Source organism: Leptospira dzoumogneensis (assembly GCF_004770895.1).
Classification (GTDB): domain Bacteria; phylum Spirochaetota; class Leptospiria; order Leptospirales; family Leptospiraceae; genus Leptospira_B; species Leptospira_B dzoumogneensis.
Window position 1 is genome coordinate 492,766 of the sequence record NZ_RQHS01000019.1, and the last position, 24,630, is coordinate 517,395.

Here is a 24,630-nt window from a genome sequence, read left to right on the forward strand (position 1 = left end):
ATGGAATCCTTAGCACCTCCCATAGATTTCCCTCTTGAAGAAGTGAAGAAGAGAGTGAAATCAGTCCAATCCGTATCCGGGCTTATACTGGAATCCGCTCGTAAACTCCAAAAGGAGATCCGAGTTTTCGGGATCGTAAGCGACTCCGAAGAAAAAGACCGAATTCATAAAGCGGACGAATTGATGGGAAAATTCCTGATCGATTTTATCCGACAAAACTTTCCAAACGACTCAATCATCTCGGAAGATTATTTCAAACATGACGGAAGTAATTCCTTCCGCTGGGTTTTGGACCCGATCGATGGATCCATGAACTTTGTAAGAGGGATCCCCCTTTATTGTGTGTCGGTGGGTTTAGAACATAGAGAAACTCCGGTTGCTGGAGTTGTATTCGCACCCGAGCTGGACACACGATATTCTGCAATCTTAAGCCAAGGTGCATTCAAGAACGGACTCAGAATCGACGTCTCTAACACCGATGCACTCGCAAGATCTCTTTTGGTATCCAGTTTTCCTACAAACAGAAAGGAAATTTTAAACGAGGTAATCTCGGACATCACCGCATTTATCAGCTGCGGTAGATCCATGAGAAGAACGGGATCTTTCGTTTTAGATACTTGTTGGGTGGCAGAAGGTGTGCTCGACGGGATCTGGGAGAAGGGCGTAAAACTCTGGGATACAGTCGCAAGTTCGGTGATTCTAACGGAGGCCGGCGGGAAACTCACCGACTTTCAAGGAAAACACTTCTTATCCGGCCAGGCAGAAGTAGTAGCTTCCAATGGAAGGATCCATAAGCAGATCATCGACATTCTTCGAAATGTTCGACTCTCCATCGGAAGAAATTAATTTTTTGTGAAACATGCGGCCGCCGCGAAGTATAGCAGCGGCCTATTAAAGATCTTATTGTTTTAAAAACTCTTCTAAAGATTTTATTTGAGCTTCCGTAAAATTAAAACGGGTCATTGCAGTACTTTGGCGTTTAGGAACATATCCTGGGGGATATTCTCCTCTCATTCTAGCTTCCAATAATTCATAAGAAGAATTTGCCACAGAAGGTCCGACAGCTCCATCCAGTTTTGGATTTGCATTATGACAAGCTAGGCAGTTCGCCATGTACAATCCTCTACCGGCTTCCGCTTCCGGAGAAAGCGGTTTGGATTCTTTACATAAAGAGAATACTGCCGCGAAAAATACTAAGAGTAGAAAGCTAAAAAAAGAAAGGCGGTGATTACCGCCTTTCTCGCTTCCACTCCGATCGATTTGGAATGGATTCATTCAATATTCCTTAAGCAGTTAAAAGAACTTCCATCAGAACATAAGTAACTAAAGCAAAGATCACTCCGCTAGTAATTACACCTTTTACGGTTTTGATCGGTTTAACTGTAGATCCGTTTTGGTCTGCGGTTAAAGCATTCACTTCGAAGATCACGATCAAAAGTACCATAATTCCTAGAAAAACTCTCAACTTCTCCGGGCTATAATTAATAGGAAGGTTACGAGCCGCTCCCATCGCAAATAACATCGGAATAGAGAAGAAAGTGTTAGTTCTAGAAGCTACGAAAGCGCGGTTTGCATTAGGAGCAGGATCCACAGTGGTCTCTCCTTTAGCTTTTGCGATCACAACTTTTTGATTCGGCCAGATAACGAACCAAACGTTCGCCCACATTGCCGTTCCGAAAAGTGCACCTACTAGAATTACTACTACCCATTGGGAGTTATGCGGAATACCTTGAGCACCGAGTGCGATAACGATCATCGCAATACCGGATAAGAAGGTAAACATTGCGCCCCAACGGAACCACCATAATGCGCGTGGAACTAATTTCTGAGTTGCGTTCTTCTTTGTATCCGCATCGGTTTCGTTGAAGAAAGGACCTTGTACAAAGTTGAAGTAGTACAACATTCCGATCCAGGTTACCCCGGATAAAAAGTGAATGTACTTAACTAAGTAATAAAGCCCGTTCGTGGTGGTAAACAGGGTTAATTCCATGATTCCTCCGAACACAGTTCTAAAAATATTATTCGGTCGTTAACCGAATCCGATTAGGATTATTTGCGAAAGAGGCCAAGTCAAGCAGTTTTGGAAAGTTTCTAAATTGGTTTTACTAACTTCAAGTTTACTTGAAGTTTTGAGGATCATCTACCTCTTAAATCTAATACTATATTTTTTCCTAGCTCGGTGAAAAAAGAAGGCTCATCATCTTCGTCACTCGACTTGAAAGGAAGAAAACGATCCCTAAAAATTTCAGACCTTGTAGTGAGTACAACCTTAGTCTTGTTCCCGTTACGCTTGGTTTTGTTTTCGAAACTTGTTCCTCCTTTTCCGTCGGAACCTTCTACCAAAAGTTTAAAACTTCCTTCGGCATATTCATCCATATTTCCAGGAATGAAGAAGTTTACCGCACCAGGAGGAAAAATGGAGAGAAATCTACCACCTATAGTAGTTTCCGGAATTTTAGTATAAGATCCAGTGACAGTATCCGTGTTCCCGGAACGACTGAATTTAAGAGTATATCCTAACCCTCTGACATCGATCTTTAATCCGAAAATATTGATGAACATATATGTCCTTAGATGCAAAGTTTTTGGGAAAGCCCAATAACCTTTGGGAGAATTCGGAATTCCTAATATGATCTTTCTGCCTTCATTATAAAATTCCCAACCCTTAGTAAAACCTCCCGGTTGAAATAACTGAAATCTAAAAGAAACCTGACCTAATCGTTTATTCCATTTTTTATAAGCGATCGGGAATTGTTCCTTCATTCTTTCTGAAAGTGTATACATCAGAAAGAGTTCTCCATTCTCTTTTTTAATCTCACAATCGAATTGATGGCATAAAAATTTTTGAAGAGAAGAATGTTCCAAAACCTGATCCGGTTCAGACCTGCGAAGATGTTCCACAGTCTCTTCTATCATTGGGAATACATCGAACACACTTACTTCAGGAGAGATCATCTCGACAGTTCTAGTGATCTTATAAGTCGGCTTACTATGAAACTCCGTAGGTTCCGTTTTTACAAAGACGGAATAGGGACTTTCCGGAAAAACAGAAAGGGGAGAATCTGATAATTCTTTTCTGAAACGACCGCCATTCTCACTCAAGCGAAAGGAAAGAGCAAGATACCCGTCCTTCTTGTAAAACTTCTCCTCTGAATCCGCTTCCGGATTTCCGTATAAAATCCCGCGAACTGGATCGTCTTTGAATTCTGTTTGGATAAAGTCTTGGTATTTAAAATATCTTTCAAAGTAATCCGCAGCATGCGGATTTTTTCTCACACAGCCAATAAATGGAAGAAGTAGAAACAGCGAAATGTAGGATGAAAAAACTTTTTTGCTCATTTCATTTTCCGTTCCGGATCAGTTTATAAAGCTCGGAAACTTTCGTATCATCCACGGATCCAAAATATTCTTTATGGATCAGCACACCTTTGGGGGAATATACTCTTAAAAAAGACTTTCCTTCCGCTAAGCCGTTGGACAGGATCCCTTTCTTATCCAACAAAATACTTTCATAATCTTTCTCCTTTTCTTGGAGAATATAATCAAAAACTGCAGAAGGTGCGTTTTTCAAATTCAGATATGCGGAGAAGATAACATGGTCTTCTTCTTTCAATAATGTCTGCATCTTCCAGTAGATCTTACGTCCATGCTTTCTGCATAGGACTACGTCTTTAAAGCCACAACCGAGTAAAAAGTAAGTATTTCCTTTTGCGGTCTTAGAATTAAAAACTTTTCCTTTTTGGTCTGCCAATTTGAAATCCGGAAGTTTCTCATTTTCGTCCGCGTTCAATCCGAAAACAGAGAGAAGTAAAACAACTGATACGGTCCGGATCTTATACTTCATTTTTTAGAATTTCCTATTTGAATGAGGTTAAATTCGGATTACAAAACCGAGCAAATAATCAGACAGGAGAAGATTTTATACGTTCCCCAAATTTTAGAAGGACGGATTGGAATTGGAAATTATTTTCTGTGGAGCCTGAAAATCCCGTCCCAATCTCCTGGAGGATCCTGGCCTAAGATCATTTTGGTTCTTTTAGCGTACAATTTTACGATATTGTCCGTTGGCTTCTCTTTATATAATTCCTTAAAGATAGAGAATGCATTCTTGAACTGACCGGCTTTATAAAGAGCAATCCCTTCGTTCAGTTTCATTTTAGAGCCTTCTTTCCAATCTACCGATTCAGGTTCATCTGCTTGGAAAACTTCATACAAGATAACCGGCTGAGTTTTGCCTTTCACGATCACCGTATCGATCTCTCTTGCCATTACATCAGAAAGTAAGTTCAACCTTAAGAAAGTATGATGAGTTACTAGAATTTTACTCTTATAAAAACCGGAAAGACTTTGGACACGAGAAGATAAGTTAACCGTATCACCTACAACAGTAGTATCAATTCTTCTTTCGCTACCTACCGTTCCTAAGATCAAAGGCCCGGTGTTCACTCCGATTCCCAGGTCCGCGCCGATACCGATCCCATCGTTTAGAGATTCCACGTAACGAACCATATCTATTGCGGACTGAAGAGCGTTGTCCGCAGAGTTGAAATTCTCCTTCTCCGCTCTATCGCTATGATCGGAGAAGAGCGCCATGATCGCATCTCCGATATACTTATCTACGAAACCTGCATTCTTAAATATAATATCTTCAAATGCGGAGAAGTACCTATTCAGATATTTTATATTCTCATCCGGACTCAATTTTTCGGAGACGGAAGTATAACCCCTAAGATCCGCGAAAAATACGGACATTGTCTTTTCTTTAGAGTCGCCTATCTTGATCTCCACCGGACTTTCTCTATCTAAGATAGAAATAAATTCGGAAGGAACGAATCTGTAGAATGCGTCTCTTTGTTTTGAGATCTCCAAGTTCAGAGCCTGAGATTGTTTATACAGACTCACATATCTGGAAACCAAAAGACTGATAATCACAAGAATGAATACTGAGAAAGAGATCTTAAAGAAAGGATAATGGAATCCGGCGATCTTAGTCATCGCATCGATGGTATCCCAAAGACCGAAAAGACCGCATACTCCGATACCGACTGCAAGCTTAACCGAATCGGGCTTTTTCAAACGGATCGCATTCGCGGAGAAGAAGATCACATACAAGAGCATCAAAAACAGAAGCACTTGGAAAACAGTCAGGTTCGGAAGAACGTATTTATAAGGCAGAGCCCAATTCGTTATGAACAAGATCCCGCTTAAAACACAAAATGTGCGAATGATCCAAAACTTTCCTTCCTTTTGGTAGAAGAAGTCTTTCGCAAAAAGCATAAAGACAGGGACCATAGGAATGAGTGCTGAAATTTCTCCCCTAAAGAAAAATTCAGTATCAGGACCACCTGGGAAGTTTATAAATTTATTATATATATGGAAGGTTGTGAAATAGAAATATACGGAAGAAAATAGGGAAAAAAGACCGAAATACAGATAATAAATATCCTGCTTTCTGGTCACAAAGAACAGAACATGATAAAAACCGAATATAAAATAGATACCAAAAAGGAATATATCGAAGTATTCCGAAGAAGAATTATATATTTCTTCTAGAGAAGAGATCCTAAAATTTTTAGGATGATAGAATCCGAAATGGTCGTTTGCTTTTATAGGATTGCTATCTGCCATTCCCATAAAACGGATCTTTAGATCGTTTTTTCCCTGCTTTAAAATTCCATGAGAAAGCGGAATGATCAGGCCTTTTACGGAACGATTTTTAGTAAGCTGCCCGTCTGTAGGTTCGTACCATTCTTCTCTTACTAAAATTCCATTCAGGAAAATTTTCCAGTTTTCTCCAATATCCGAAATATAGAGACCTGCAGGGATCTTAAGTAAGTCGTCCGATTTATCTAAATTGAATTCGGTTTTGATCTCTACTTGATGTAGACCCGAATCCATTGGGATCTGGAAAAGACTATTGAATGTCCAAGGTAAATTAGGAAGAGGAGTCCAATCTTCGGAAGCAGATTCTTGTTTTTTATTTTTTGTCTCTGCTTTCTTTTCGTTAGGAGTTTCGGTTATAAGTCTTCCGGTCCATTCTAGTTCCGAAAAATCTATCTTTCTAACAGGTTTAGTATCGGAAATACAACCGAACTGTGAAACCAATAAGGTTACACAGATCCAGAATACAAATCGCTTGTGAGATATATGGTCCAGGTCCGGACCTCACATAACGAGTTCGTCTTCGCCAGCACGTGCGACTACGATGTCTCCGGATTCTTCCAGCTTACGTATAATATTAACGATTTTTTGCTGAGCGTCTTCCACGTCTTTAATACGAATAGGTCCCATGAAATCCATATCCTCTCGGAGCAGGTTCGCGGCACGTTTGGACATGTTCTTGAAGATCTTTTCTTGAACTTCCGTATCCACTGACTTGAGAGCTTTTGCAAGATCCGAGTTGTCCACTTCTCTCAATACTTTTTGGATCGCACGGTCGTCGAGTAGTACGATATCCTCGAATACGAACATCCTCTTCTTGATCTCTTCCGCGAGTTCCGGATCTTCTTCTTCCAAAGCTTCGATGATCGTCTTCTCAGTTCCCCTGTCCACAAGGTTCAAAATTTCAACCACTGAATCGATACCACCGGCAGAGGTATAATCCTCACTCGCCAATGTGGAAAGTTTTCTTTCTAATACCCTCTCCACTTCTCGAAGAACGTCCGGAGAAACCCGGTCCATTGTAGCGATCCTTTTAGCAACTTCCGCTTGGATCGTATGCGGTAATCCTGACAGAATGCTGGATGCCTTCTGAGGATCTAAATAAGATAAAATTAATGCGATTGTCTGAGGGTGCTCGTTCTGGATAAAGTTTAATAAGTGCTGAGGGTCGGTTCTACGAATAAAGTCGAAAGGACGGACCTGCAAACTCGAAGTAAGCCGATTGATAATATCGATCGCTTTTTGATTACCTAGCGCTTTCTCTAATAGTCCCCTCGCAAAGTCGATACCTCCGTTCGAGATGAATTCCTGAGCCATCATAAGCTCGTTGAATTCTACTAGAACCTTCTCCTTATCCTCCGGAGTGATCTTATCTAAACGTGCGATCTCGAACGTGATCTGTTCGATCTCGTCTTCACGTAGATGTTTGAAAATTTCCGAAGATACGTCGGACCCTACGGCGATTAGAAAAATGGCCGCTTTTTGTCTTCCGGTTAGAGAGGTCTTTTTATTCAGCACTTTGAGCGCGTCCTAAAGAATACTATCGGCAAAACTTTCCATTTTCAAGGTAAAGTTTTTTTGTCGGTTCCGGCTTGCAAAGACGACATAAATTCCGAATTTGGGAAGGGAAAGCTTTGTAGGAGATCCAACCGTGAAGTTAAAAGTTTACGAATACAAAAACTGCAGCACATGCAGGAACGCCCTAAAATTCCTGGAAGGTAAAAAAGTCGACTTCGACAAGAAGGCAATCCGGGAAACCCCGCCTACAAAGGCAGAACTCAAAAAAATGTTAGGGTACCTAGGTGGAGATTCCAAAAAATTATTCAACACATCCGGTGGAGATTATAAGGAACTAGGACTCAAGGACAAACTTTCCAAAATGAGCCTGGACGAGCAGTTCGAACTACTTTCCGGGAACGGAAACCTAGTAAAAAGACCTTTTGTACTGGGAGAAAATTTCGGACTAGTAGGTTTTAAAGAAGAAGAATGGAAGGCCGCTTTAAAAACTAAATAGGCCTCCCAGATCGATTACCTTCCTACAGAACCCATGCTTGAAGCCGGATAACGTAGTCCGGCCGCTGCATCTTTAGGAGCGACTGAATTGATCCTGTCTAAATCTTCTTTAGATAATTTGACGGAACTTCCTCCAATATTCTCCTCCAGATACTTACGTCTTTTGGTTCCAGCGATCGGAACTATATCTTGTCCTTGAGCAAGAACCCAAGCCAGCGAGAGCTGGCCGGCAGTAACTGATTTTTCATTAGCGATCTCTTTGATCTTGGCGACCAGTTCTAAATTCTTTTGGAAATTCTCTCCTTGGAAACGAGGTGAGTTCCTTCTAAAATCACTTGGATCCAGATCTTCGAATTTTTGGATCTGCCCGGTTAAAAATCCTCGGCCGAGTGGACTGTAAGCCACGAACCCGATTCCAAGTTCTCTACAAGTTTGTAAGATACCGTCTTCAGGATCTCTGGTCCAAAGAGAATATTCGGTCTGTAATGCGGAGATAGGATGGACTTTGGCAGCTCTTTTGATCGTATCAACTCCCGCTTCCGAGAGTCCTATATACTTTACTTTTCCCTGTTTTACTAGATCCGCCATTGCACCTACTGTTTCTTCGATAGGAGTATCCGGATCTACTCTGTGTTGGTAGTACAGATCGATTGTATCTACACCTAAACGTTTTAAACTTCCTTCGCAGGCGGCTTTTACATATTCAGGCTTTCCATTATATCCTCTTTTATAAGGATCGTTTGGATCTCTTACGATCCCAAACTTAGTTGCGATCACTACTTGGTCTCTTTTACCCTTGATCGACTTTCCCAAAAGTTCTTCATTTATATGAGGGCCGTACATATCTGCTGTGTCGAATAATGTGACTCCCAGCTCTATCGCACGATGTATGGTTGCAATGGATTCAGTATCATCTGTCTTTCCGTAAAAATCGGACATTCCCATACAACCCAATCCTTGTTCGGATACGAATGGGCCTATCTTTCCCAATTGTCTTTTCTGCATGATTGCCTCCAGAGATTATAACGAGTTGATCTTCTCCATTCCCTTGCCTTCTCTTAAGATGGAAATTCCATCTCCGGTACAATCAAGAATGGTAGATAACTCTAGTTCGAGAATTCCTCCATCTAAGATCCCATCCACTTTGTTACCGTATTCTTTTTCGATCATGTCCACATCGGTCACGAACTCATCTTTGAAAAATACGGAAGTAGAAGTAAGAGGATTCGGATGGAGCTCCAATAAAGTCTGCAGATATTTTGAATCCGGAATTCTTATCCCGATATTCTTATCTTTTTGATTCGAGAAGGAAACTCTGGGAAGATGTTTATTCGCTTTAACCACGAATGTATAAGGTCCAGGAGTAATTCTTTTCATCAAGCGGAACGCTTCATTGGAAAGTTGTTCCATATAGTTGGATGCGGTAGAAATATCCGCACAAAGAAGGGACAGAGGTTGGTTCTTAGAGATGTTTTTCAATTTGTATAATTTTTCGACTCCGGCATGAGATTGGGAGTCTGCGATCAAACCGTAAACTGTATCGGTAGGAAATACATACACCCCTCCCTCGGATAATTTTTTGGAAATTTGTCCGAGGATCCTTTTCTCAGGATTCTGGGGATGTAATTCTAATATCATATACCGGAAGTAACACCTCCGTCCACGACGATAGTTTGACCAGTAACGTAAGCCGCTGCATCGGATGCTAAGAAGACTGCTGCTCCTGCAAGATCTTCCGGTCTGCCTAATCTAGACATTGGGATCCTTGCTTTCATCTGCTCCAATACTTCGGGTCTTTCCTTGATCATCTCCGTCATGTCCGTATCTATAAATCCCGGACAGATCGCGTTCACTCTGTATCCGGAACCTGCCCATTCTACCGCGAGGGCCTTGGTCATATTAATTACCGCACCTTTTGTTCCGCAATACACGGACGCAAACTTGGTGCCAACCATACCTAGGACTGAGGCGATATTAATAATGTTCCCGCCTTTTTTCTTATGTATTTTATAGTAAGCCTGACTCGCACGAAACACTCCCACAAAATTGGTCTGTGTCACGTTTTGTATGTCTTCTTCTTTAAAAAAACCTGCAGGTAGATTGGTTGCTACACCTGCGTTATTTACAAGCACATCCAATTTACCGTGTTTTTTGCTCAATGTCTCAATGATTGAATCCATTGCTCCAGGCTGGCGAATATCAGCTGCAAATGCTTCGATGCCGGATCCTTCTAAACGTTTGATGGACTCCGCAGAAGACCCGGTTCCATACACTGTTGCACCTGCGTCCAAAAATCCTTGAGCGATCTGTCTTCCGATCCCTCTGGTTGCTCCTGTTACTAATACTGATTTGCCTGTTAAATCGAATACGTTTTTCAAAATTCTCCTCCCTTTTCGTCTGTTTTAGGTTCCGAATAATACACTTTAGGTTTGTTTCCATTTTGCAAAACGCCACAAGGATGTTTGGATCTATCTTTGTCAGATCTTCTTCCTGCGGAAATATCATATCTTTCGAATAGTTTTTTAGAATCTATTCTCATGTTATTTCCATAATCCGTATTGGTCGCCTTGATCTTTTCTTTTTTCTTAGGAACAGGTTCCGTAGGATCGTTAGGTTCTTTTTCCTGTTTAACTTCTTCTTCTATTTTATAATCGTTCTTTAAAACTCCACGATCTATATAATGAGAATATCCTTCGTATTCTTCATGAAATGGATCGCAGTCGGAAAGATCAGGATTCACTACGATCTTATCGCAGAATAGATCGAACCAATCGCATGTACTTTCAAAAGTATGATTCTTAAAATTTTGTAGATTGAAACCTCGGCAAGAAACCGAGGAAAGAAAGAATAGAAGGAAGATAATTTTAGATAATTTCATATTCTATTCTTATATTCGGAAATAAAACCCGAAAGCCTCTTACTTTTTACCTTCACCGCTTACAGGCGAGTTCGTCGAGTCTGAGTTATTCTTACCATCACTCGGTTTTTTGCCGGTTCTAGATTGGTAAACACTTCTGATTGCCTGCTTTTCTTTTTGGCGATTCTTCTCCTCCGATTCGTTCAATACTTCCAGACAATCGTCCCAGTATTTTACTTCCTCAGGAGTTAGATAATCTGTTTCCAAAACTTTGTTTTTGCTCAGCTTCTCTTCCGATTCCAACTTTCCTTCTTTAGATTTTTCCAGAAGGATCTTTGCTTTATAAAGTTGTAACAGACCTTGTTTCGCAAAATATAAATTCTGTCCTTGGTTGCCGATCTCTCTTTCTAACTTAGCTGCCTGCCAAGTGTCTCTATAGATCTGAAGATGTTTTTCCATTACCGGAATGTATTGTTTTCCTGGTGCTTCCGTGTTCAGTTTCAAATCTACAACCTTAGGCTGTATATCCTTCTCCAATGCATCGGAACGATTGAACACTTCTTTTGCCTGAGCTTCTGCAAGTTGATCCAATTTCGTTTTTAAAGTTTGGAATTGGTTTCCCGCAGATTCCCATTCTCCTCTTTGAAAAGAGGATTCTGCTTTTGCATAATCTGCGAGACAAGTATCCCAATCCGCCTTCTTCCCAAAATTTAAAAGACTGGTTCTAAGATATCGTAAGGACACCCAGGATTTTTTACGCAAAGAATATGCTCTGGATTTTGGATCTATATTCGAGTTAGTCGGTTTGGTCTCCGGACTATCGCTAGGTGCAGTTTTTTTAGCTTCTTGGGAATAAGAAGAAGTGAAAGCCATGACTGAGATAAGAATTGCCGAAACTAGGGTGCGTATAGAGAAGAATGATCTAAGAAATAAATTCATTGGTTCGATCCGTGCGAACATTGATACTGGGAAAAGGAGTGTCTGGCAAGGCTTTTCTTTCAGGATGGATATATGCTCATTCTGAGATCCCAATCTCCTAGAAGACAAGAGATCTTACAATCCTTGGGATTACATTTCCAAGTTCTACCTTTGCCCATAGACGAAACTAGTTTTCATGAAGAAACACCTGTTAGCTATTTAGAAAGAGTGACTTTGGCAAAACTTGGACCAGAGCCCAAAGATCCTGAAGAAGTAATTTTAGCCTCAGATACAATCGTAGTTTTTCAAAATAAGATCCTGCAAAAACCGGCAGACGAATCGGAAGCATTCTCCATGATCTCAGAACTTTCCGGAAAAACACATCAGGTCTACTCGGGACTTGGGATCATGACTAAGAACGAAAAAATTTTCGACTACGATGTTTCAGAAGTGGAATTCCATTCTTGGAACAAATCTGAAATTTTAGAATATATTAAAGTTTGTAAGCCGTACGATAAAGCAGGATCTTACGGCATCCAAGATCCAAATTCACCTGCAAAAAAATTCCAAGGATCTTACTCTAATATCTTAGGATTTCCGATCCGTAAATTTTTCTTATACCATACTTTTTGGAGCAGGTTTCTTTGATTAAGTATTTGAGAAGAAGGAGAATTAAACGTAAAGATCTAGGAATCGGCCCTTAGAAGCGGAAGTTCCTTCAGGTGCAGAACTTCCTTCTGGGCCGTATAATTTCAGAGATTTTCCTAAATCAGAAAAATCCCTTTGTCGGATAGGCTCAATCGCAGGTACCCTGGACTGATTTAAGATCGGCTTGATATAAGTAAGATAATCTTCTTGGGCAGAAATTCTTTGAACGCCGTCGCTGATTCTCATAAAGCTTGAACCTATCTAAAAGATCGGAAAAATCCCGGATCTACTTTAGAAAAAGAATCGGATCATCCGCTTGACTCTCCCGTAATTCCTTCCAAGATGATTTCCGTGGCCGATACCAAAGTTTCGAATTCCTATGAGAATCTGATCGATTTTCTGCATAAGACCAAACCAAACCTAGAGTCCTTGCCTCAGATTCTATTTGTGGTCTCCCAGGATTCATACGAATTCGGCGTGGTCAGCGATCTATACAAGGCGGCTTATAAAAAAAGTGCGGACCCATATGAGATCGTGGTGTTTGTTGCAGAGCCGGGAGACCTGGAGAATTTTCAGAACGAAGCCGGAAACCTGGACATGTTCGCAGCCCAGAAATTATTCATCATTAAGTCAGGTGTTACATTCTTCAAACCTTGGTTGGGAAAAACAAAGTCCAAAACTTCTCCCAAATCTTTTTCAGTTCCGGAAACGGTAAAAATCCTGATCCATTATGATCATTGGGATCTTCCTAAGGAACTGATCTCCATATTTGGGGACAAAGTCTCTCATTTTAAATCTTCTAAAATATTTCCCGATAAAAGAAAGGAAGCCTTCTTAAGAGCCAGCAAAGAGGTCGAAGTCAAATTAGACGACGAAGCAGAAGAAGAATTTTTGCTCAAAGTAAATCCGAGCGCGGGCGCTTATTTAAAGAACCTAGAAAAACTGAAATTATACTTAGGTAAAAAAAGTTTCAACCTTGCAGATCTAAAAGAAGTATTATTCCAAAGTTCCGAATTCAGTTCTTCCGAAATTGTGGATTATTTTTTCGAAAAGGATTACGGAAGATTTTCCAGAGAATTTTCTAAGTTCAAAATAGGGAAGGACTCACTTCTTATTTTCCTTTCCTTAGTGAAAGACCATTTAGATAAATTAAGGATTTATAAAATTATTCTGAGAATGTACGATAAAGTTCTGAGCGAAAAAGAACAATCCGATCTGCTCGGGATCGGAGCCTATTCTCCGGCTCGAAAAAACCATACTTTCAAAAGACTTAGGAAAGAAAGTTCTGCATTTAACGATCTGGAAATTAAGGAACTATACGAGTTCTTATTAGAAATGAACCAAAAGATCAAAACCGGTTCCGAAAAAGAAGAAACAGTATATTACTTCTTCAGGAAGATGGAGGATTTTTTCCATCCTCGGAATCGAACAGTTCGAACTCGGTAATCTTTCTATAAATCGTTCTTTCAGAAATTCCTAATATTCTCGCAGCCTTTTCTCTGTTCCCGTTCACTAAGATCAAATTGCGTCTGATAATTTCTCTTTCATAATCCCTGAGAGGAATTCCGGTGCGAACGGTAAGATTATCGTTCTGTTTATATCCAGTTTCAAATAATTCAGGTGGAAGATGTTTTGTATCCAAGGTCTTTACATTATGCATGGAGACCATAGCTTCTAATAAATTCTTTAGCTGATGAAGGTTGCCTGGATAATCATATTCTAATAGGAACTTTCCTAACTTTTCGGAAATTTTAATATTCTTACGATTATATCTTTTACCGATCAAATCCAAAAAGAATCGGGTCAATGGAGGAATATCTTCCTTTCTATCTCTTAATGTAGGAATTTTAACCTGAAGAGTTTGTATCTCTGTCATCAGAGATTCTTGCAATCTACCTGACTTAACTTTTTCAGGAAGATCAGGCTGGTCGGATAGTAAGTATCTATTCTTCCCTTTTTCATTCCGGATCTTTTGCAAAAGTTGCACTTGAAAACTAGGATTCAGATTAGAGATTGCTTCTAAAAAGATCGTTACTCCAGCTTTGCCGTCTAACTTAGAAAAGATCTCTGAAGTTTCTTCTTCCGATTCTGAAACTGAAAAATCAAAAACCTGGTATTGAGGAAATCTGTCCTTGCAGAAAGAATGGAACAGAAAACCCAAATAACTTTTTCCTGTTCCGGATTCTCCTAAAAACAAGATGGGCAAATCGGAAGAGACCGCTTGTTTCATACGGTCCAAGATTTTACGGGTAGAAGGGGATAATGCGATAAAATTAGATTCTTCCATGACTCTGCTACGGCTGAGAAACTTCCAGGATCTCTCCCCTTACTAAACAATCGAATTTGAATTTTTCCGTATTTATCAGATAATTTCGAGCAACGGAAGGATCACATTCTAAAATTTTAGCGCTGGAGAAAGTATATCGTTCTAACGAATCCGGTATTACTTCGACCCCCTCCGAAGAAAAAGAGGATGAAAGAAACGTAACCGCCCACACTCCTTTTTTTCCTTCTGAAAATCCGGAAATGTTCGGGACTCGGATCCAGAATGCCTTAGACCCTGATTTGACTAAAACCTTCGGAAAATTTCCGAAATATTCCGAGTTGGAAGCTTGGCTTACGGAATTGGAGAATAAAGATGCAAAATTACTGCGGACAGGCTCGGAAGTGAGGATCTTCTCCTTCTTCACTTCTTCATAAATACTTCCTAAACTCCATGGATTTAAGAATTCTCCCAAGGAATACTTTCCCGCAAACTCCACTTTTTCGAGAGAAGAATCCTCTATTTTCATTTTTGGATCGGGAGAAGCGTTACTGCTGTATAATTTTCCTTCTTTGAATACCAAAGTTTTGGAATCTCTGGGAGTTACTATTTTCTGGTAATAGGAAACTTCTCTGAATTCCGCGCCTCTTTTTGCTGCTTCTTTATGTTCCCTACGCGCTTCCGGCCCGGCATAAGAAGAATATAGAATGGAAACCTTAGCACCGATCTGACTTAGGCCCTCGATCGCAGCGCCGTATCCGCTGATTGAATTGGAAGCCTTAGCATTGGTGAGAATGCTGATCATTCTCTCCTTCTTTTTTCCTGGAGAATCTTCCGAACTTAGAATCCTTCTTAATCGAAGAAGTGCATTTGTAAGATCTTGGGTATTGGATTTTCCTTCCGATTTAAAATCTTTCCATTGTTTGATAAATTCTGAACGGCTGGATTCAGGAAAAACTTTGGAGCCATTCTCACTAAAGACAACCAAACGAAATTTTGTTTCGGGCTGCCAAGAGATCGCTTCCAATTGCGACATAAATTCTTTTCTTTCAGGAGCGTAAGAATAAGAAGAATCCAGAACGATGATCTGAGACTTAGCTGCTCGGACCGGTTCTCTGGAATATTCTTTTATCTTTTTCTTTGGAACCAAAGGAAAGGAATCCTTGGTCAACTTCTCCAAGGTAGCAAACAGATCTTTTCTGCCTATGATGGAGTATTCTTCCATTTTAGAAAGGTTACAATCGTATACGGAACGATCGATCCGGATCTTCTCCTCGATAGACAACTGGTCTCGAACTACATAATCCGGTTTGAGTCTGGAACAAGTTTGTTTGAATTTTTCTCTGGAGACTTGGGGAATTAGAAAATCTTTTATTTCCGGATCTGAATTCGGAGAGAGTTGTTCTTTTATTTGAATAGAATAGATTCTGGTCGCATAGAACTGGCCTAATTTTGCCAACTCATAAGGCTTTTCTCCTGTTCCTTCCAAGGATTGAGGAGCTTGTCCTTCCCAATTTCCGGGTAGAAATACAACTGTCGTCGCTATTGCGTCGCTAGCCGCCAGAGTTAGCAGAGCAAAAAGAAAATTTCGGAAATTTTTTGACAATTGTGCGCCGCGAATAAATATTTTTTTACCAAAAAGTTGGCTGCTTTCAAATTTAAACGTATTCATTAAAAAATGGCTTGCGGAATCCGTTTAATGGATATATTCCTCAATTCCATCTGATCAAGGAGAAAATGATGATCAAGAAAGTAATCGTACTTGCGCTGTCTGCTGCATTACTTACCTACTGCGGAGCGAATACCGCTCAAAAAGATGCTACTTCCGTTGGCGACGGAGGATGGTCTTTCGAAGGCTGGGGTGGACCACCTGAGCAAAGAAACGACGGTAAAACTCCAAGAGATACCAACCCTAAAGACTATTATTACATGAAGTTCGCTTCTCGCGCATCTGCTAAAGCTGTTGCGAAAAAAAGTCTCGCTATGATGCAGTCTACTTGCCGTGAAGCTTCTCGCTTACAAGGTGCTTCCGACGTTGTTAAAAAAATGGTCGGTGAGACTGTTGAATCCGCATCCGGAGTTTCCGACGGTGAAGCAACTGCTTCCGTTATCGTTGGTACTTCTGCAGGTATCGTGAAAGGAGTGGGAGTTTACGAGTGTAAAGCTACCGGTCCAGGATCTGATCCAAAAGATATCTCTAAAGACAACTGGGAAGAATGCCAGTGTGTTATTTACGCTAAATTTCCAGGTGGACGCGACGCTCTCGTAGCTAAAGCTCAAGAAATCGGTAAATAATAATAATTCAGTTCGAGTTTATACTCTAGCTGATATGGAAAACCCCACCGTTTAAAGGTGGGGTTTTTTGTTTCTAAAGAACGATTTGGGATGAGTGTTATTCGGTTGGTTGTTGCTCGGAGAGAGTTAAGCCGAATTCAGTCGCAAGAGCATTCGCCGAGTCCAGGTAAATATCTCCCTTCTCGGAAACAGTCTTGAGCGCTGTGATTGCAGCCTTCCTTAATTCTTCCTGTTTTGCTGGATCAGTAGTTTTACTCAATTCGATCAATTTTAAACTAGCGGCTTTTAAGTTTCGAACACTATCACCTAAAAGAGGATCTCTGGAAATATTAGAAGAAACGGGTTGAATCCAAATATCATGCAGATTATTTAACTTTCCACCTTTCAGGATGGAACCATTACAACGGACCTTGGAGAATTCCCCGCTCGCTTCCGACTCGAAACAGGACATTCCTTTTTCTAGTTTTCCTTTAGAAGGAGAAGTAAGTGAATTTTTTGCGAATGCAGTGTCCCCATCTCCGACTACAAAAAGGACTGCGTCATAAAAGTTTTTGAGAAGTGCAAAACCCTCTTTTCCATCTACAGTCTTGAGTTTCAAATAATCGGTTACTGTTTTGTTCCCTTTGGCATCCGTAACTTCGAAAGGAACAATTTCTAATCCGTTCACTTCTTCGTTTTCATAGACTAGAGTGACTTGTTCCGATTTTTCTTTGGTTCCCGGCTTTTTATAAACGTACTGGTCCCCACCGGAATATTTAGTTCCTAGGATCTGGGCAACCGGGGCTTCTTCTTTCTTTTTATCACATGCGAGTAATACAAGTATGGTGAGTATGAGTGCAATGGCTCTCATCAAATTCCTCCTAGAAAGGAATTATCAGCTTATTTTAGAAAACCTTTGTCAATCTCAATCCTGACGGATTAAGAAACTAGACTCAAACTGTTTTGAGCCTCTTGCAGTATGGCGATCAATTTTTCAGGATCTTCCATCTTGAGAAGTTCCAGTCTCATTGGCTCTACTTCTTTTCTGGATTGTATATAACGCACCAAATGTTTTCGGAGAAGGATCAGACCATACTTATCTCCGAAGGTTTCTCTCATCAATTGCAAATGACTTAGAGTTGTGGATACAATTTCTTCGAAACTTAGATCTTCTTTTTTGATATTGGAGAATATCCAGGGGTTTCCGATGGAATTCCGACCTACCAGGACTCCATCTACTTTGGATTCTTCCTTTCTACGGACTGCTTCTTCATAGCTGCTCACGTCTCCGTTCCCGAAGATGGGAACTTTTCTTTCTGATTTGATATCCGCGATCGCGTCCCAATCCGCTTTTCCGGAATATCCCATCTCTCGAGTCCTTCCATGAACTGAAATTGCCATTACTCCTGATTCTTCTAAGATCCTGGATACTTCCATATAGTTTCTGGAAGTATCATCCCAACCTAAACGGATCTTTGCGGTCACTGGAATATCCAGCGCCTTTCTCATTTCTTCTATTATCTTTCCTGCATATACTGGTTTACGTAGAAGTCCAACTCCGGATCCTCTCATGGAAACATTTCGAGCAGGGCAACCCATGTTCAGATCTATGATATCAGGATTTAATTCGCGGATCCTTTTTGCCGCATCTACTATGATCTCCAACTTGTTGCCGAAAATCTGAAAAGTGATCGGTCTTTCTTCTTCGCGAAAACGTAATAGAGATAATGCTTTTTTAGATCCTACTGCGAGACTGTCTGTGGAAACAAATTCGGTATAGGAGAATGCAGATCCGTATCTGCGGGCCATAGTTCTAGTCGGGCTATCACTGATCCCGGCCATCGGCGACATGGCCAACCAACCGGGAATTTCGACAGAACCGATGCGGATCATTTTTCTTTGCTTTCACGAATCACGGTACAATCTTGGACTCTATCATTGTCCTTGATGTCTACGACTCTGACTCCTACTGCAGTTCTTCCCATTTTAGAGATTTGGTTAGCTTCGGTTCTAATAACCATTCCCTGCTGGGTGACTAAGATGATCTCATCTTCTTCTCCCACGGAACTCACCGCCACCGCAGCACCGTTTTTCTCTCCCACTTTTAAGAAGGCCATTCCTTTGCCTCCTCTTCCTTTGGTTCCGAACTCTTCGAAGCCTAAACGTTTTCCGTAACCGTTCTCGGAGATCACGAAGAGATCGTCGCCTTCTACCACTTTAGAAAGTCCTACGATTGCGTCTTCTTTGGAAAGTCTCATCCCGGTTACACCTTGTGCGGTCCTTCCTTGAGCGCGGATCGTATCCATTTCTATCCTAAGTGCGAGTCCGTTTGCGGAGAAGATCATCACGTTATCACCTTTGATTACGGAAATTACTTCTATGAGTTGGTCTCCGTCTCTTAGACCGATCGCGATTATACCTGATTTTTTGACGTTGCCGAATTCGGATAATTCTACTCGTTTGATAAATCCGTTTTTGGTTACGAGTAATAGATCTTTTCCTTTGTCTTCTTCTTTGAATGTGAAGATCGCAGAAACCGTTTCATTCTCGCCAAGTCCTATGATCGCTTTTAAAGATTTTCCTCTGGCTTCTTTGGAAGCTTGAGGAAGTTCGTAAGCCTTCATCATATATACTTTTCCGATATTGGAGAAGAACATTACATTGTCGTGGGTCATGGCTGTTTTCATGATCTTGACCACGTCTTCTCTTTTTTGAGAAAGTCCTTGGATCCCTTTTCCGCCGCGTCTCTGTCTTTTGAAAGTATCCAGAGGAAGCCTTTTTATGAATTGATCATAAGTAATTTGTAATACGACTTCTTCGTCTGCGATCAGATCTTCCGCATTGAAAGTGGAAGATTCTACACTTTCCAAACTAATATCCGTCTTTCTTTTGTTCCCGAATTTTTCGGAAACTTCGGACAATTCAGTACAAACTATGTCGGACACTCTTTCAGGTTTTGCGAGAATATCTTTCAGATCCATGATTAATGCGCGGACTTCTTCCAACTCGTCGATTACCTTTTGGACTTCTAAAGAGGTAAGTCTTTGTAGTCTCATCTCCAGGATCGCATCGGCTTGGACATCTGAAAGAACGAATCGGGCCATTAATTGTTCTTTTGCTTCCGCTGCATTTTTAGATGCACGGATCACTTTGATCACTTCTTCGATATTTTCGAGAGCGATCTTCAATCCTTCTAAGATATGAGCGCGTTTTTCAGCCTTATCCAGATCGAATTGGGTTCTACGAACGATTACTTCTTTTCTGTGGAGAGAATAAGCAACTAGGATCTCTTTTATATTAAAGATCTTAGGTTTATTATCCAAGATCGCAAGCATTGTGATCCCATAACTTACTTGTAGTTGAGTAAGTTTCAGAAGTTGATTCAGGATCACTTGCGCATTTGCATCTTTCTTAATATGGATCTCTACTCTGATCCCTTTTCTATCGGATAGATCTAAAATTTCGGAAATTCCTTCGACTTGTTTTTCGTTAACAAGCTCTCCAATTCTTTCTAGAAGTGTCTTTTTATTTACTTGGTAAGGAATTTCGGTAACTACGATTACTTCTCTGCCTTTTTTGTTCTCTTCTATCTCTACTTTGGAACGGATCCGAATGGAACCTTTACCGGAATGATATGCGGATAATAAACCTTCCCCGCCAATGATCGTACCGCCGGTAGGGAAATCCGGGCCTGGCATTATTTTAAGAATTTCTGAAATACTTACATCAGGATTTTTGATTACTGTGATAACCGCTTCAATCGTTTCTCTCAAATTATGAGGGGGAATATTTGTAGCCATTCCCACAGCAATTCCGGAAGAACCGTTTACTAATAAGTTAGGAAAATTTGCAGGGAGTACATCAGGTTGTTGTTTGGTATCATCGAAGTTAGGAGAGAAATTTACTGTCTCCTTTTCGATATCTCTTAAAAGTTCTTCCGCAACTTTCGCAAGTCTTGCTTCTGTGTATCGATACGCTGCAGGGTTGTCTCCATCAATGGATCCGTAGTTTCCCTGCCCATCAATCAAAGGAACCCTAAGAGAAAACTCTTGGACCATACGGACCAATGCATCGTATACCGAGCTATCTCCGTGCGGGTGATAATTACCTAATACTTCCCCAACGATTTTTGCGCATTTAACGTAGGGGCGGTCACTTCTCCATGCCCTTTCATTCATCGCATGCAGGATACGTCTGTGAACCGGTTTTAAACCGTCTCTGACGTCAGGCAAAGCTCTTCCTACAATCACGCTCATCGCGTAACCTAGGTAGGCTTCCTTCATTTGGTCTTCGATCTCGACAGGAATTACCCTGACGCCATTCTTCAATGCATCACCAATATCAGGACGGGAAGAAAGACTGAATCCTAAAGTTTTTGTCTCGTTCTCTAGCTCTTCGCTCATTTGTTTTTAGAATTTCCTATTACCAATATATTAAAGATCAAGGTTCGCAACTTTTGCAGCGTTTACCTCGATAAAGCGACGCCTTGGATTTACCTCGTCGCCCATAAGTATATTAAATGTATCTTCAGCTTCCACATAATCATCGAGTTTTACTTTCAGAACGACTCTCTTTTCAGGATCCATTGTTGTTTCCCAAAGTTGCTCCGGATTCATCTCACCCAAACCTTTATAACGTTGGATGACTGCCTTTTCCGTTCCTAAAGATTTTAAATATTCATCCTTCTCTTTATCAGAAAAAAGATAAGTGGATGTTTTACCGTGTTTGATCAAATACAAAGGAGGTTGTGCAACATATAGAAACCCTTTTTCAATGATAGGTTTCATATAACGGAAGAAGAATGTAAGAAGTAATGTACGAATATGAGAACCGTCTATATCCGCATCCGTCATAATAAAAATTTTATGATAACGAGCTTTATCTATATTAAATTCATCTTCGCCAATTCCAGTACCTAATGCAGAAACCAGAGTGCGAATTTCTTCGTTGCCAAGAATTTTATCTAAACGAGCTTTTTCTACATTTAGGATTTTTCCTTTCAGAGGAAGAATTGCCTGATAATGTCTATCTCTTCCTTGTTTAGCGGAACCACCTGCAGAATCTCCCTCTACTATATAAAGTTCAGAAGCAGCCGGATCTTTTTCGGAACAGTCCGCTAATTTTCCGGGAAGACCACCGCCTTCTAATACTGATTTACGACGAGTTAGATCACGAGCTTTACGAGCGGCCTCACGAGCCTTAGCGGATAATATACATTTTTCTAATATCTTTTTAGTGATCGCAGGATTCTCTTCGAAGAAAAGGGAGAGACCTTCTCCCGTTAGAGTTTGCATGATCCCTTTGATCTCTGCGTTCACTAATTTTTCTTTTGTCTGAGAGTTAAACTGAGGTTGAGGGATTTTTACCGAAATGACAGCAGTAATCCCTTCTTTTAGATCCTCTCCCGATAACGCAGTAGGTTGTTTTTTTACGAGCTGCTGATCTTTCTTTAAGAAATCGTTAAGTGTTCTAGTTAAAGCGGCACGAAAACCTTCTAAGTGTGTTCCACCCAAGTTATTGTTTATATTATTGGTGAAACAAAAAATATTTTCGGAATAAGTATCGGAATATTGGATCGCGATTTCTGCGACCACATCATCTTTATTTCTTTCGAAGTGAATTGTTTTGTGAAGAGGATGTTTGTTCTCATTCAAATATTCAACGAAAGAAACAATCCCTCCATCGAATATGAACTCATGCTTTTCGGAATCGGACTTTCTTTTGTCCTGAACGATTAGTTTTAGTCCCTTATTCAAAAATGCCAATTCTCTAAAACGAGAAGTCAGCACGTCAAAATGGAATTCAGTCGTAGTGAAGATGCTCGCATCCGGCTTGAATCGGACGACTGTACCTCTTTCGCTAGTATCTCCGATCACATTCACAGGACCCTGAGGCACACCTCTGGAATACTTTTGCTGGTGGATCTTTCCATTTTGGTAAACTTCCACTTCCAATGATTCGGAAAGTGCATTAACCACGGATACCCCAACACCATGGAGTCCGCCGGAAACCTTATAGGCGTCGTTCTCGAACTTACCACCGGCATGTAGAATCGTCATAACGACTTCGATAGTGGAGATATTTTTTTCAGGGTGAATTGCTACCGGAATCCCGCGCCCATTGTCCTTCACTTCTATTATGTTTTCGGGAAGAATGGAGATAGTGATCTCAGTACAATGGCCTGCCATTGCCTCGTCTACGGAGTTATCAACGACCTCATAGACCATCTTATGAAGACCGGTCTCATCTTGGGTCCCGATATACATTCCGGGGCGTTTGCGTACGGCCTCTAATCCTTCTAGGATTTTGATCTGGCCCGCGCTATAACTGCTTTCTGGTTGGCTCATTTGTCCTCCGGAATCTAGGAATAGTTTTCCTGAATTCGCTAAGGAGGCAAGGAAATTCGGCTTATTATTTAGAAAGAATCTCCTTCTCAGAGATATTCAATCAGCTCTAAAAGTCTTTTTTTCGCGACAGGATCTGTTTCTTTTTCAGCTAAAGAAACTAAGTTCTGTTTGCCCTCCAATCCGGTTTTATCCGCGGTATATGAGGGGGATTTTTGCTTTTTAGGAGTTAAATTACCTATCCTAATTTCGATTTTTTTTACGGCATCTCTTCCTAAGTAACGAGCAGAATAACTTAAGATCCTCTTTCTCATAAAAAGGATCTCCTGTTTGTATGCAGAGTGAACAGTTACAATCACTAACGTATCATCTTTTAAAGCAAACGGTTCGGAATGATTTGCATATACCGGGCCTATTATGTCGACCCAGCGTTTTGCTAAAGTTTGGACCGCAATCTTCTCCGCTAAACTTTCTTCCGTTAAGCCTAAATCTTGAAGAATGTTTTTGAACTCTTGAGGATCAATTTTTTGTATTTTAGATTCTTCTTTCATTGGTAAGGAGTGACTAGTCCGTTTTTGACTACAAAGATCTGTTTTTCATCTTCTAGTCTTCCCACATAATCGGAAATACCTTCGAGATCGGTTGTAGTAAAAAAAGCCTGACCTGAATTCAAAACAAGATCCACAAAATATTCTCTTCTTTTTACATCCAGTTCTCTGATCACGTCATCAATTAGAAGAATAGGAGTTCTTCCTAATTTACTGCGATAATACTCGAAAGCGGCCGCTTTTAAGGAAATTACAGTGCTTCTCTTTTGGCCTTGAGAAGCGAAATCCATGATATCACGATTATCTTCCCCAATATACAGATCATCTCTATGGATCCCAACGGAAGTATAACCTAGTTTCCGATCTCTGTTAATATTCCTTTGTAGGGTTTCTTTAAAATTTTCCAGATCAAAAAAACTGGGTTTGTATTCCAGAGTTAGATTGTCTCTTCCACCGCTTAACTTTTTTAGATTTTCTCTATAGATAGGATCGAATTCTAAAATGAATTCTTTTCTTTTATTAAATATACTGATCCCTTTTTCGATCAGTCTCTGGTTCCAAATTTCGTAAAGACCGGGGTCGGAAGAGCCGCTTTTTAAAAGTGCATTTCTTTGTTTTAAGATACGATTATATTCTATTAGATCATTTAAGTAAGAAGGATCTAAAGAAGAAAGTAGACTGTCCAAAAATCGTCTTCTTTCGGATGGCCCGCCTTCTACTATGACTAGATCCAAAGGAGTCATTAGAACGCTTAGGAATTTACCTACTAAGTCGGATCTTTTTTTGACTTCTTCTTGATTGAATTTAAGTTTGCGGCGGCTGACCGGTTTTTTAGAAAAACCTAATTCATAAATTTCTCTTTTATGATCTCTGTCTACTTCACCTTTGATATAATATCCGTCCGAGTTCCAACGGATCAAATTTCCTTCTTCCGACTCCCTAAAACTTTTCAGCCAAGAGATCATGGAGATCGCTTCGAGTAGGTTTGTTTTTCCTTCTCCGTTTTCTCCCACAAAGAAAATAAGCCTGGAATGGAACTCCAGGCTTATTTGTTCGTGGTTTCTGAAATTGAGAAGCCTTAGGCTTCGTAAAAACACGGATCTT

At 40.5% G+C, this 24,630-nt stretch carries 25 protein-coding genes; 5 read left to right on the top strand and 20 right to left on the bottom strand.

What is annotated here, in order from left to right; genetic code table 11:
* Positions 1-846 carry an inositol monophosphatase family protein gene (locus EHR06_RS15925; RefSeq protein WP_135614599.1) on the top strand — a complete coding sequence of 282 codons (846 nt, stop codon included), beginning with the start codon at positions 1-3 and terminating at the stop codon, positions 844-846.
* 54 nt (positions 847-900) lie between these two features.
* On the opposite strand, the gene EHR06_RS15930 is transcribed toward EHR06_RS15925, so the two are convergent.
* The 6 genes from EHR06_RS15930 to fliG all read right to left on the bottom strand — a co-directional run bounded on the left by EHR06_RS15930 (position 901) and on the right by fliG (position 7,179).
* Complete coding sequence (locus tag EHR06_RS15930; protein ID WP_135757897.1) at positions 901-1,275, bottom strand: c-type cytochrome; 375 nt, start codon at positions 1,273-1,275, stop codon at positions 901-903.
* 10 nt (positions 1,276-1,285) lie between these two features.
* A complete protein-coding gene (locus tag EHR06_RS15935) occupies positions 1,286-1,990 on the bottom strand; it encodes a urate hydroxylase PuuD (protein ID WP_167492306.1) in 705 nt (234 codons plus the stop codon).
* Positions 1,991-2,136: 146 nt separating this feature from the next.
* A complete protein-coding gene (locus EHR06_RS15940; RefSeq protein ID WP_135757899.1) occupies positions 2,137-3,339 on the bottom strand; it encodes an LIC10025 family lipoprotein in 1,203 nt (400 codons plus the stop codon).
* Between the two features lies 1 nt (position 3,340).
* A complete protein-coding gene (locus EHR06_RS15945) occupies positions 3,341-3,844 on the bottom strand; it encodes a hypothetical protein (RefSeq protein WP_135757900.1) in 504 nt (167 codons plus the stop codon).
* A 119-nt stretch (positions 3,845-3,963) separates the two neighbouring features.
* On the bottom strand, positions 3,964-5,898 hold the full coding sequence (locus tag EHR06_RS15950; RefSeq protein WP_135757901.1) for an adenylate/guanylate cyclase domain-containing protein: 1,935 nt from the start codon (positions 5,896-5,898) through the stop codon (positions 3,964-3,966).
* A 267-nt stretch (positions 5,899-6,165) separates the two neighbouring features.
* Positions 6,166-7,179 (bottom strand): flagellar motor switch protein FliG, encoded by a 1,014-nt coding sequence (gene fliG, locus EHR06_RS15960; RefSeq protein WP_008589915.1) that lies wholly within the window; start codon positions 7,177-7,179, stop codon positions 6,166-6,168.
* 133 nt (positions 7,180-7,312) lie between these two features.
* Between fliG and EHR06_RS15965 the strand changes: the two genes are divergently transcribed.
* A complete protein-coding gene (locus EHR06_RS15965; protein WP_135757903.1) occupies positions 7,313-7,675 on the top strand; it encodes an arsenate reductase family protein in 363 nt (120 codons plus the stop codon).
* Between the two features lie 14 nt (positions 7,676-7,689).
* Here the strand turns inward: EHR06_RS15965 and EHR06_RS15970 are convergent, their stop codons facing one another.
* Genes EHR06_RS15970 through EHR06_RS15990 form a run of 5 tightly spaced genes read right to left on the bottom strand, consistent with a single transcriptional unit; the run spans position 7,690 to position 11,470 of the window.
* The gene (locus EHR06_RS15970) at positions 7,690-8,679 is read right to left on the bottom strand and encodes an aldo/keto reductase (RefSeq protein WP_135757904.1); all 990 of its coding nucleotides are present in this window, start codon (positions 8,677-8,679) and stop codon (positions 7,690-7,692) included.
* A gap of 15 nt (positions 8,680-8,694) precedes the next feature.
* Positions 8,695-9,312, bottom strand: a complete 618-nt coding sequence (locus tag EHR06_RS15975) for an L-threonylcarbamoyladenylate synthase (RefSeq protein ID WP_100722362.1) — start codon at positions 9,310-9,312, stop codon at positions 8,695-8,697.
* Complete coding sequence (locus tag EHR06_RS15980) at positions 9,309-10,052, bottom strand: SDR family NAD(P)-dependent oxidoreductase (protein WP_135614607.1); 744 nt, start codon at positions 10,050-10,052, stop codon at positions 9,309-9,311. The genes EHR06_RS15975 and EHR06_RS15980 overlap by 4 nt, the downstream gene beginning before the upstream one ends.
* Entirely contained in the window at positions 10,049-10,552 is a 504-nt protein-coding gene (locus tag EHR06_RS15985; RefSeq protein ID WP_135757905.1) for a hypothetical protein, read from the bottom strand. Before EHR06_RS15985 ends, EHR06_RS15980 begins: the two co-directional genes overlap by 4 nt.
* 39 nt (positions 10,553-10,591) lie before the next feature.
* Positions 10,592-11,470 carry a hypothetical protein gene (locus tag EHR06_RS15990; RefSeq protein WP_135757906.1) on the bottom strand — a complete coding sequence of 293 codons (879 nt, stop codon included), beginning with the start codon at positions 11,468-11,470 and terminating at the stop codon, positions 10,592-10,594.
* A gap of 72 nt (positions 11,471-11,542) precedes the next feature.
* Between EHR06_RS15990 and EHR06_RS15995 the strand changes: the two genes are divergently transcribed.
* Complete coding sequence (locus EHR06_RS15995) at positions 11,543-12,097, top strand: nucleoside triphosphate pyrophosphatase (protein ID WP_135757907.1); 555 nt, start codon at positions 11,543-11,545, stop codon at positions 12,095-12,097.
* A gap of 24 nt (positions 12,098-12,121) precedes the next feature.
* Here the strand turns inward: EHR06_RS15995 and EHR06_RS16000 are convergent, their stop codons facing one another.
* A complete protein-coding gene (locus EHR06_RS16000) occupies positions 12,122-12,343 on the bottom strand; it encodes a hypothetical protein (protein ID WP_135757908.1) in 222 nt (73 codons plus the stop codon).
* 96 nt (positions 12,344-12,439) lie between these two features.
* Here EHR06_RS16000 and EHR06_RS16005 point away from each other — a divergent pair, with 96 nt between their 5' ends.
* Complete coding sequence (locus EHR06_RS16005; protein ID WP_135757909.1) at positions 12,440-13,543, top strand: DNA polymerase III subunit delta; 1,104 nt, start codon at positions 12,440-12,442, stop codon at positions 13,541-13,543.
* Here EHR06_RS16005 and EHR06_RS16010 read toward each other — a convergent pair.
* Together EHR06_RS16010 and EHR06_RS16015 are read right to left on the bottom strand one after the other, a co-directional pair.
* Positions 13,488-14,384, bottom strand: coding sequence for an AAA-type ATPase lid domain-containing protein (locus EHR06_RS16010; protein WP_135757910.1), 897 nt, complete (start codon positions 14,382-14,384; stop codon positions 13,488-13,490). The genes EHR06_RS16005 and EHR06_RS16010 overlap by 56 nt on opposite strands.
* Before the next feature lie 7 nt (positions 14,385-14,391).
* Positions 14,392-15,966: an LIC10012 family protein gene (locus EHR06_RS16015; RefSeq protein ID WP_135757911.1), complete on the bottom strand. Its 1,575-nt coding sequence runs from the start codon at positions 15,964-15,966 to the stop codon at positions 14,392-14,394.
* Positions 15,967-16,100: 134 nt separating this feature from the next.
* Here EHR06_RS16015 and EHR06_RS16020 point away from each other — a divergent pair, with 134 nt between their 5' ends.
* Positions 16,101-16,655 carry a lipoprotein LipL21 gene (locus EHR06_RS16020; RefSeq protein WP_135758075.1) on the top strand — a complete coding sequence of 185 codons (555 nt, stop codon included), beginning with the start codon at positions 16,101-16,103 and terminating at the stop codon, positions 16,653-16,655.
* Positions 16,656-16,752: 97 nt separating this feature from the next.
* On the opposite strand, the gene lenA is transcribed toward EHR06_RS16020, so the two are convergent.
* The 6 genes from lenA to recF form a co-directional block, all read right to left on the bottom strand.
* Positions 16,753-17,505, bottom strand: coding sequence for a lipoprotein LenA (gene lenA, locus EHR06_RS16025; RefSeq protein WP_135757912.1), 753 nt, complete (start codon positions 17,503-17,505; stop codon positions 16,753-16,755).
* Positions 17,506-17,573: 68 nt separating this feature from the next.
* On the bottom strand, positions 17,574-18,527 hold the full coding sequence (locus tag EHR06_RS16030; RefSeq protein ID WP_135757913.1) for a tRNA dihydrouridine synthase: 954 nt from the start codon (positions 18,525-18,527) through the stop codon (positions 17,574-17,576).
* On the bottom strand, positions 18,524-21,037 hold the full coding sequence (gene gyrA, locus EHR06_RS16035; protein WP_135757914.1) for a DNA gyrase subunit A: 2,514 nt from the start codon (positions 21,035-21,037) through the stop codon (positions 18,524-18,526). The genes EHR06_RS16030 and gyrA overlap by 4 nt, the downstream gene beginning before the upstream one ends.
* Positions 21,038-21,067: 30 nt before the next feature.
* Positions 21,068-22,981: a DNA topoisomerase (ATP-hydrolyzing) subunit B gene (gene gyrB, locus EHR06_RS16040; protein ID WP_135757915.1), complete on the bottom strand. Its 1,914-nt coding sequence runs from the start codon at positions 22,979-22,981 to the stop codon at positions 21,068-21,070.
* 86 nt (positions 22,982-23,067) lie between these two features.
* Complete coding sequence (locus tag EHR06_RS16045; protein ID WP_135757916.1) at positions 23,068-23,529, bottom strand: DciA family protein; 462 nt, start codon at positions 23,527-23,529, stop codon at positions 23,068-23,070.
* Positions 23,526-24,623, bottom strand: a complete 1,098-nt coding sequence (recF, locus tag EHR06_RS16050) for a DNA replication/repair protein RecF (protein ID WP_135757917.1) — start codon at positions 24,621-24,623, stop codon at positions 23,526-23,528. The genes EHR06_RS16045 and recF overlap by 4 nt, the downstream gene beginning before the upstream one ends.
* Positions 24,624-24,630: the final 7 nt, after the last annotated feature.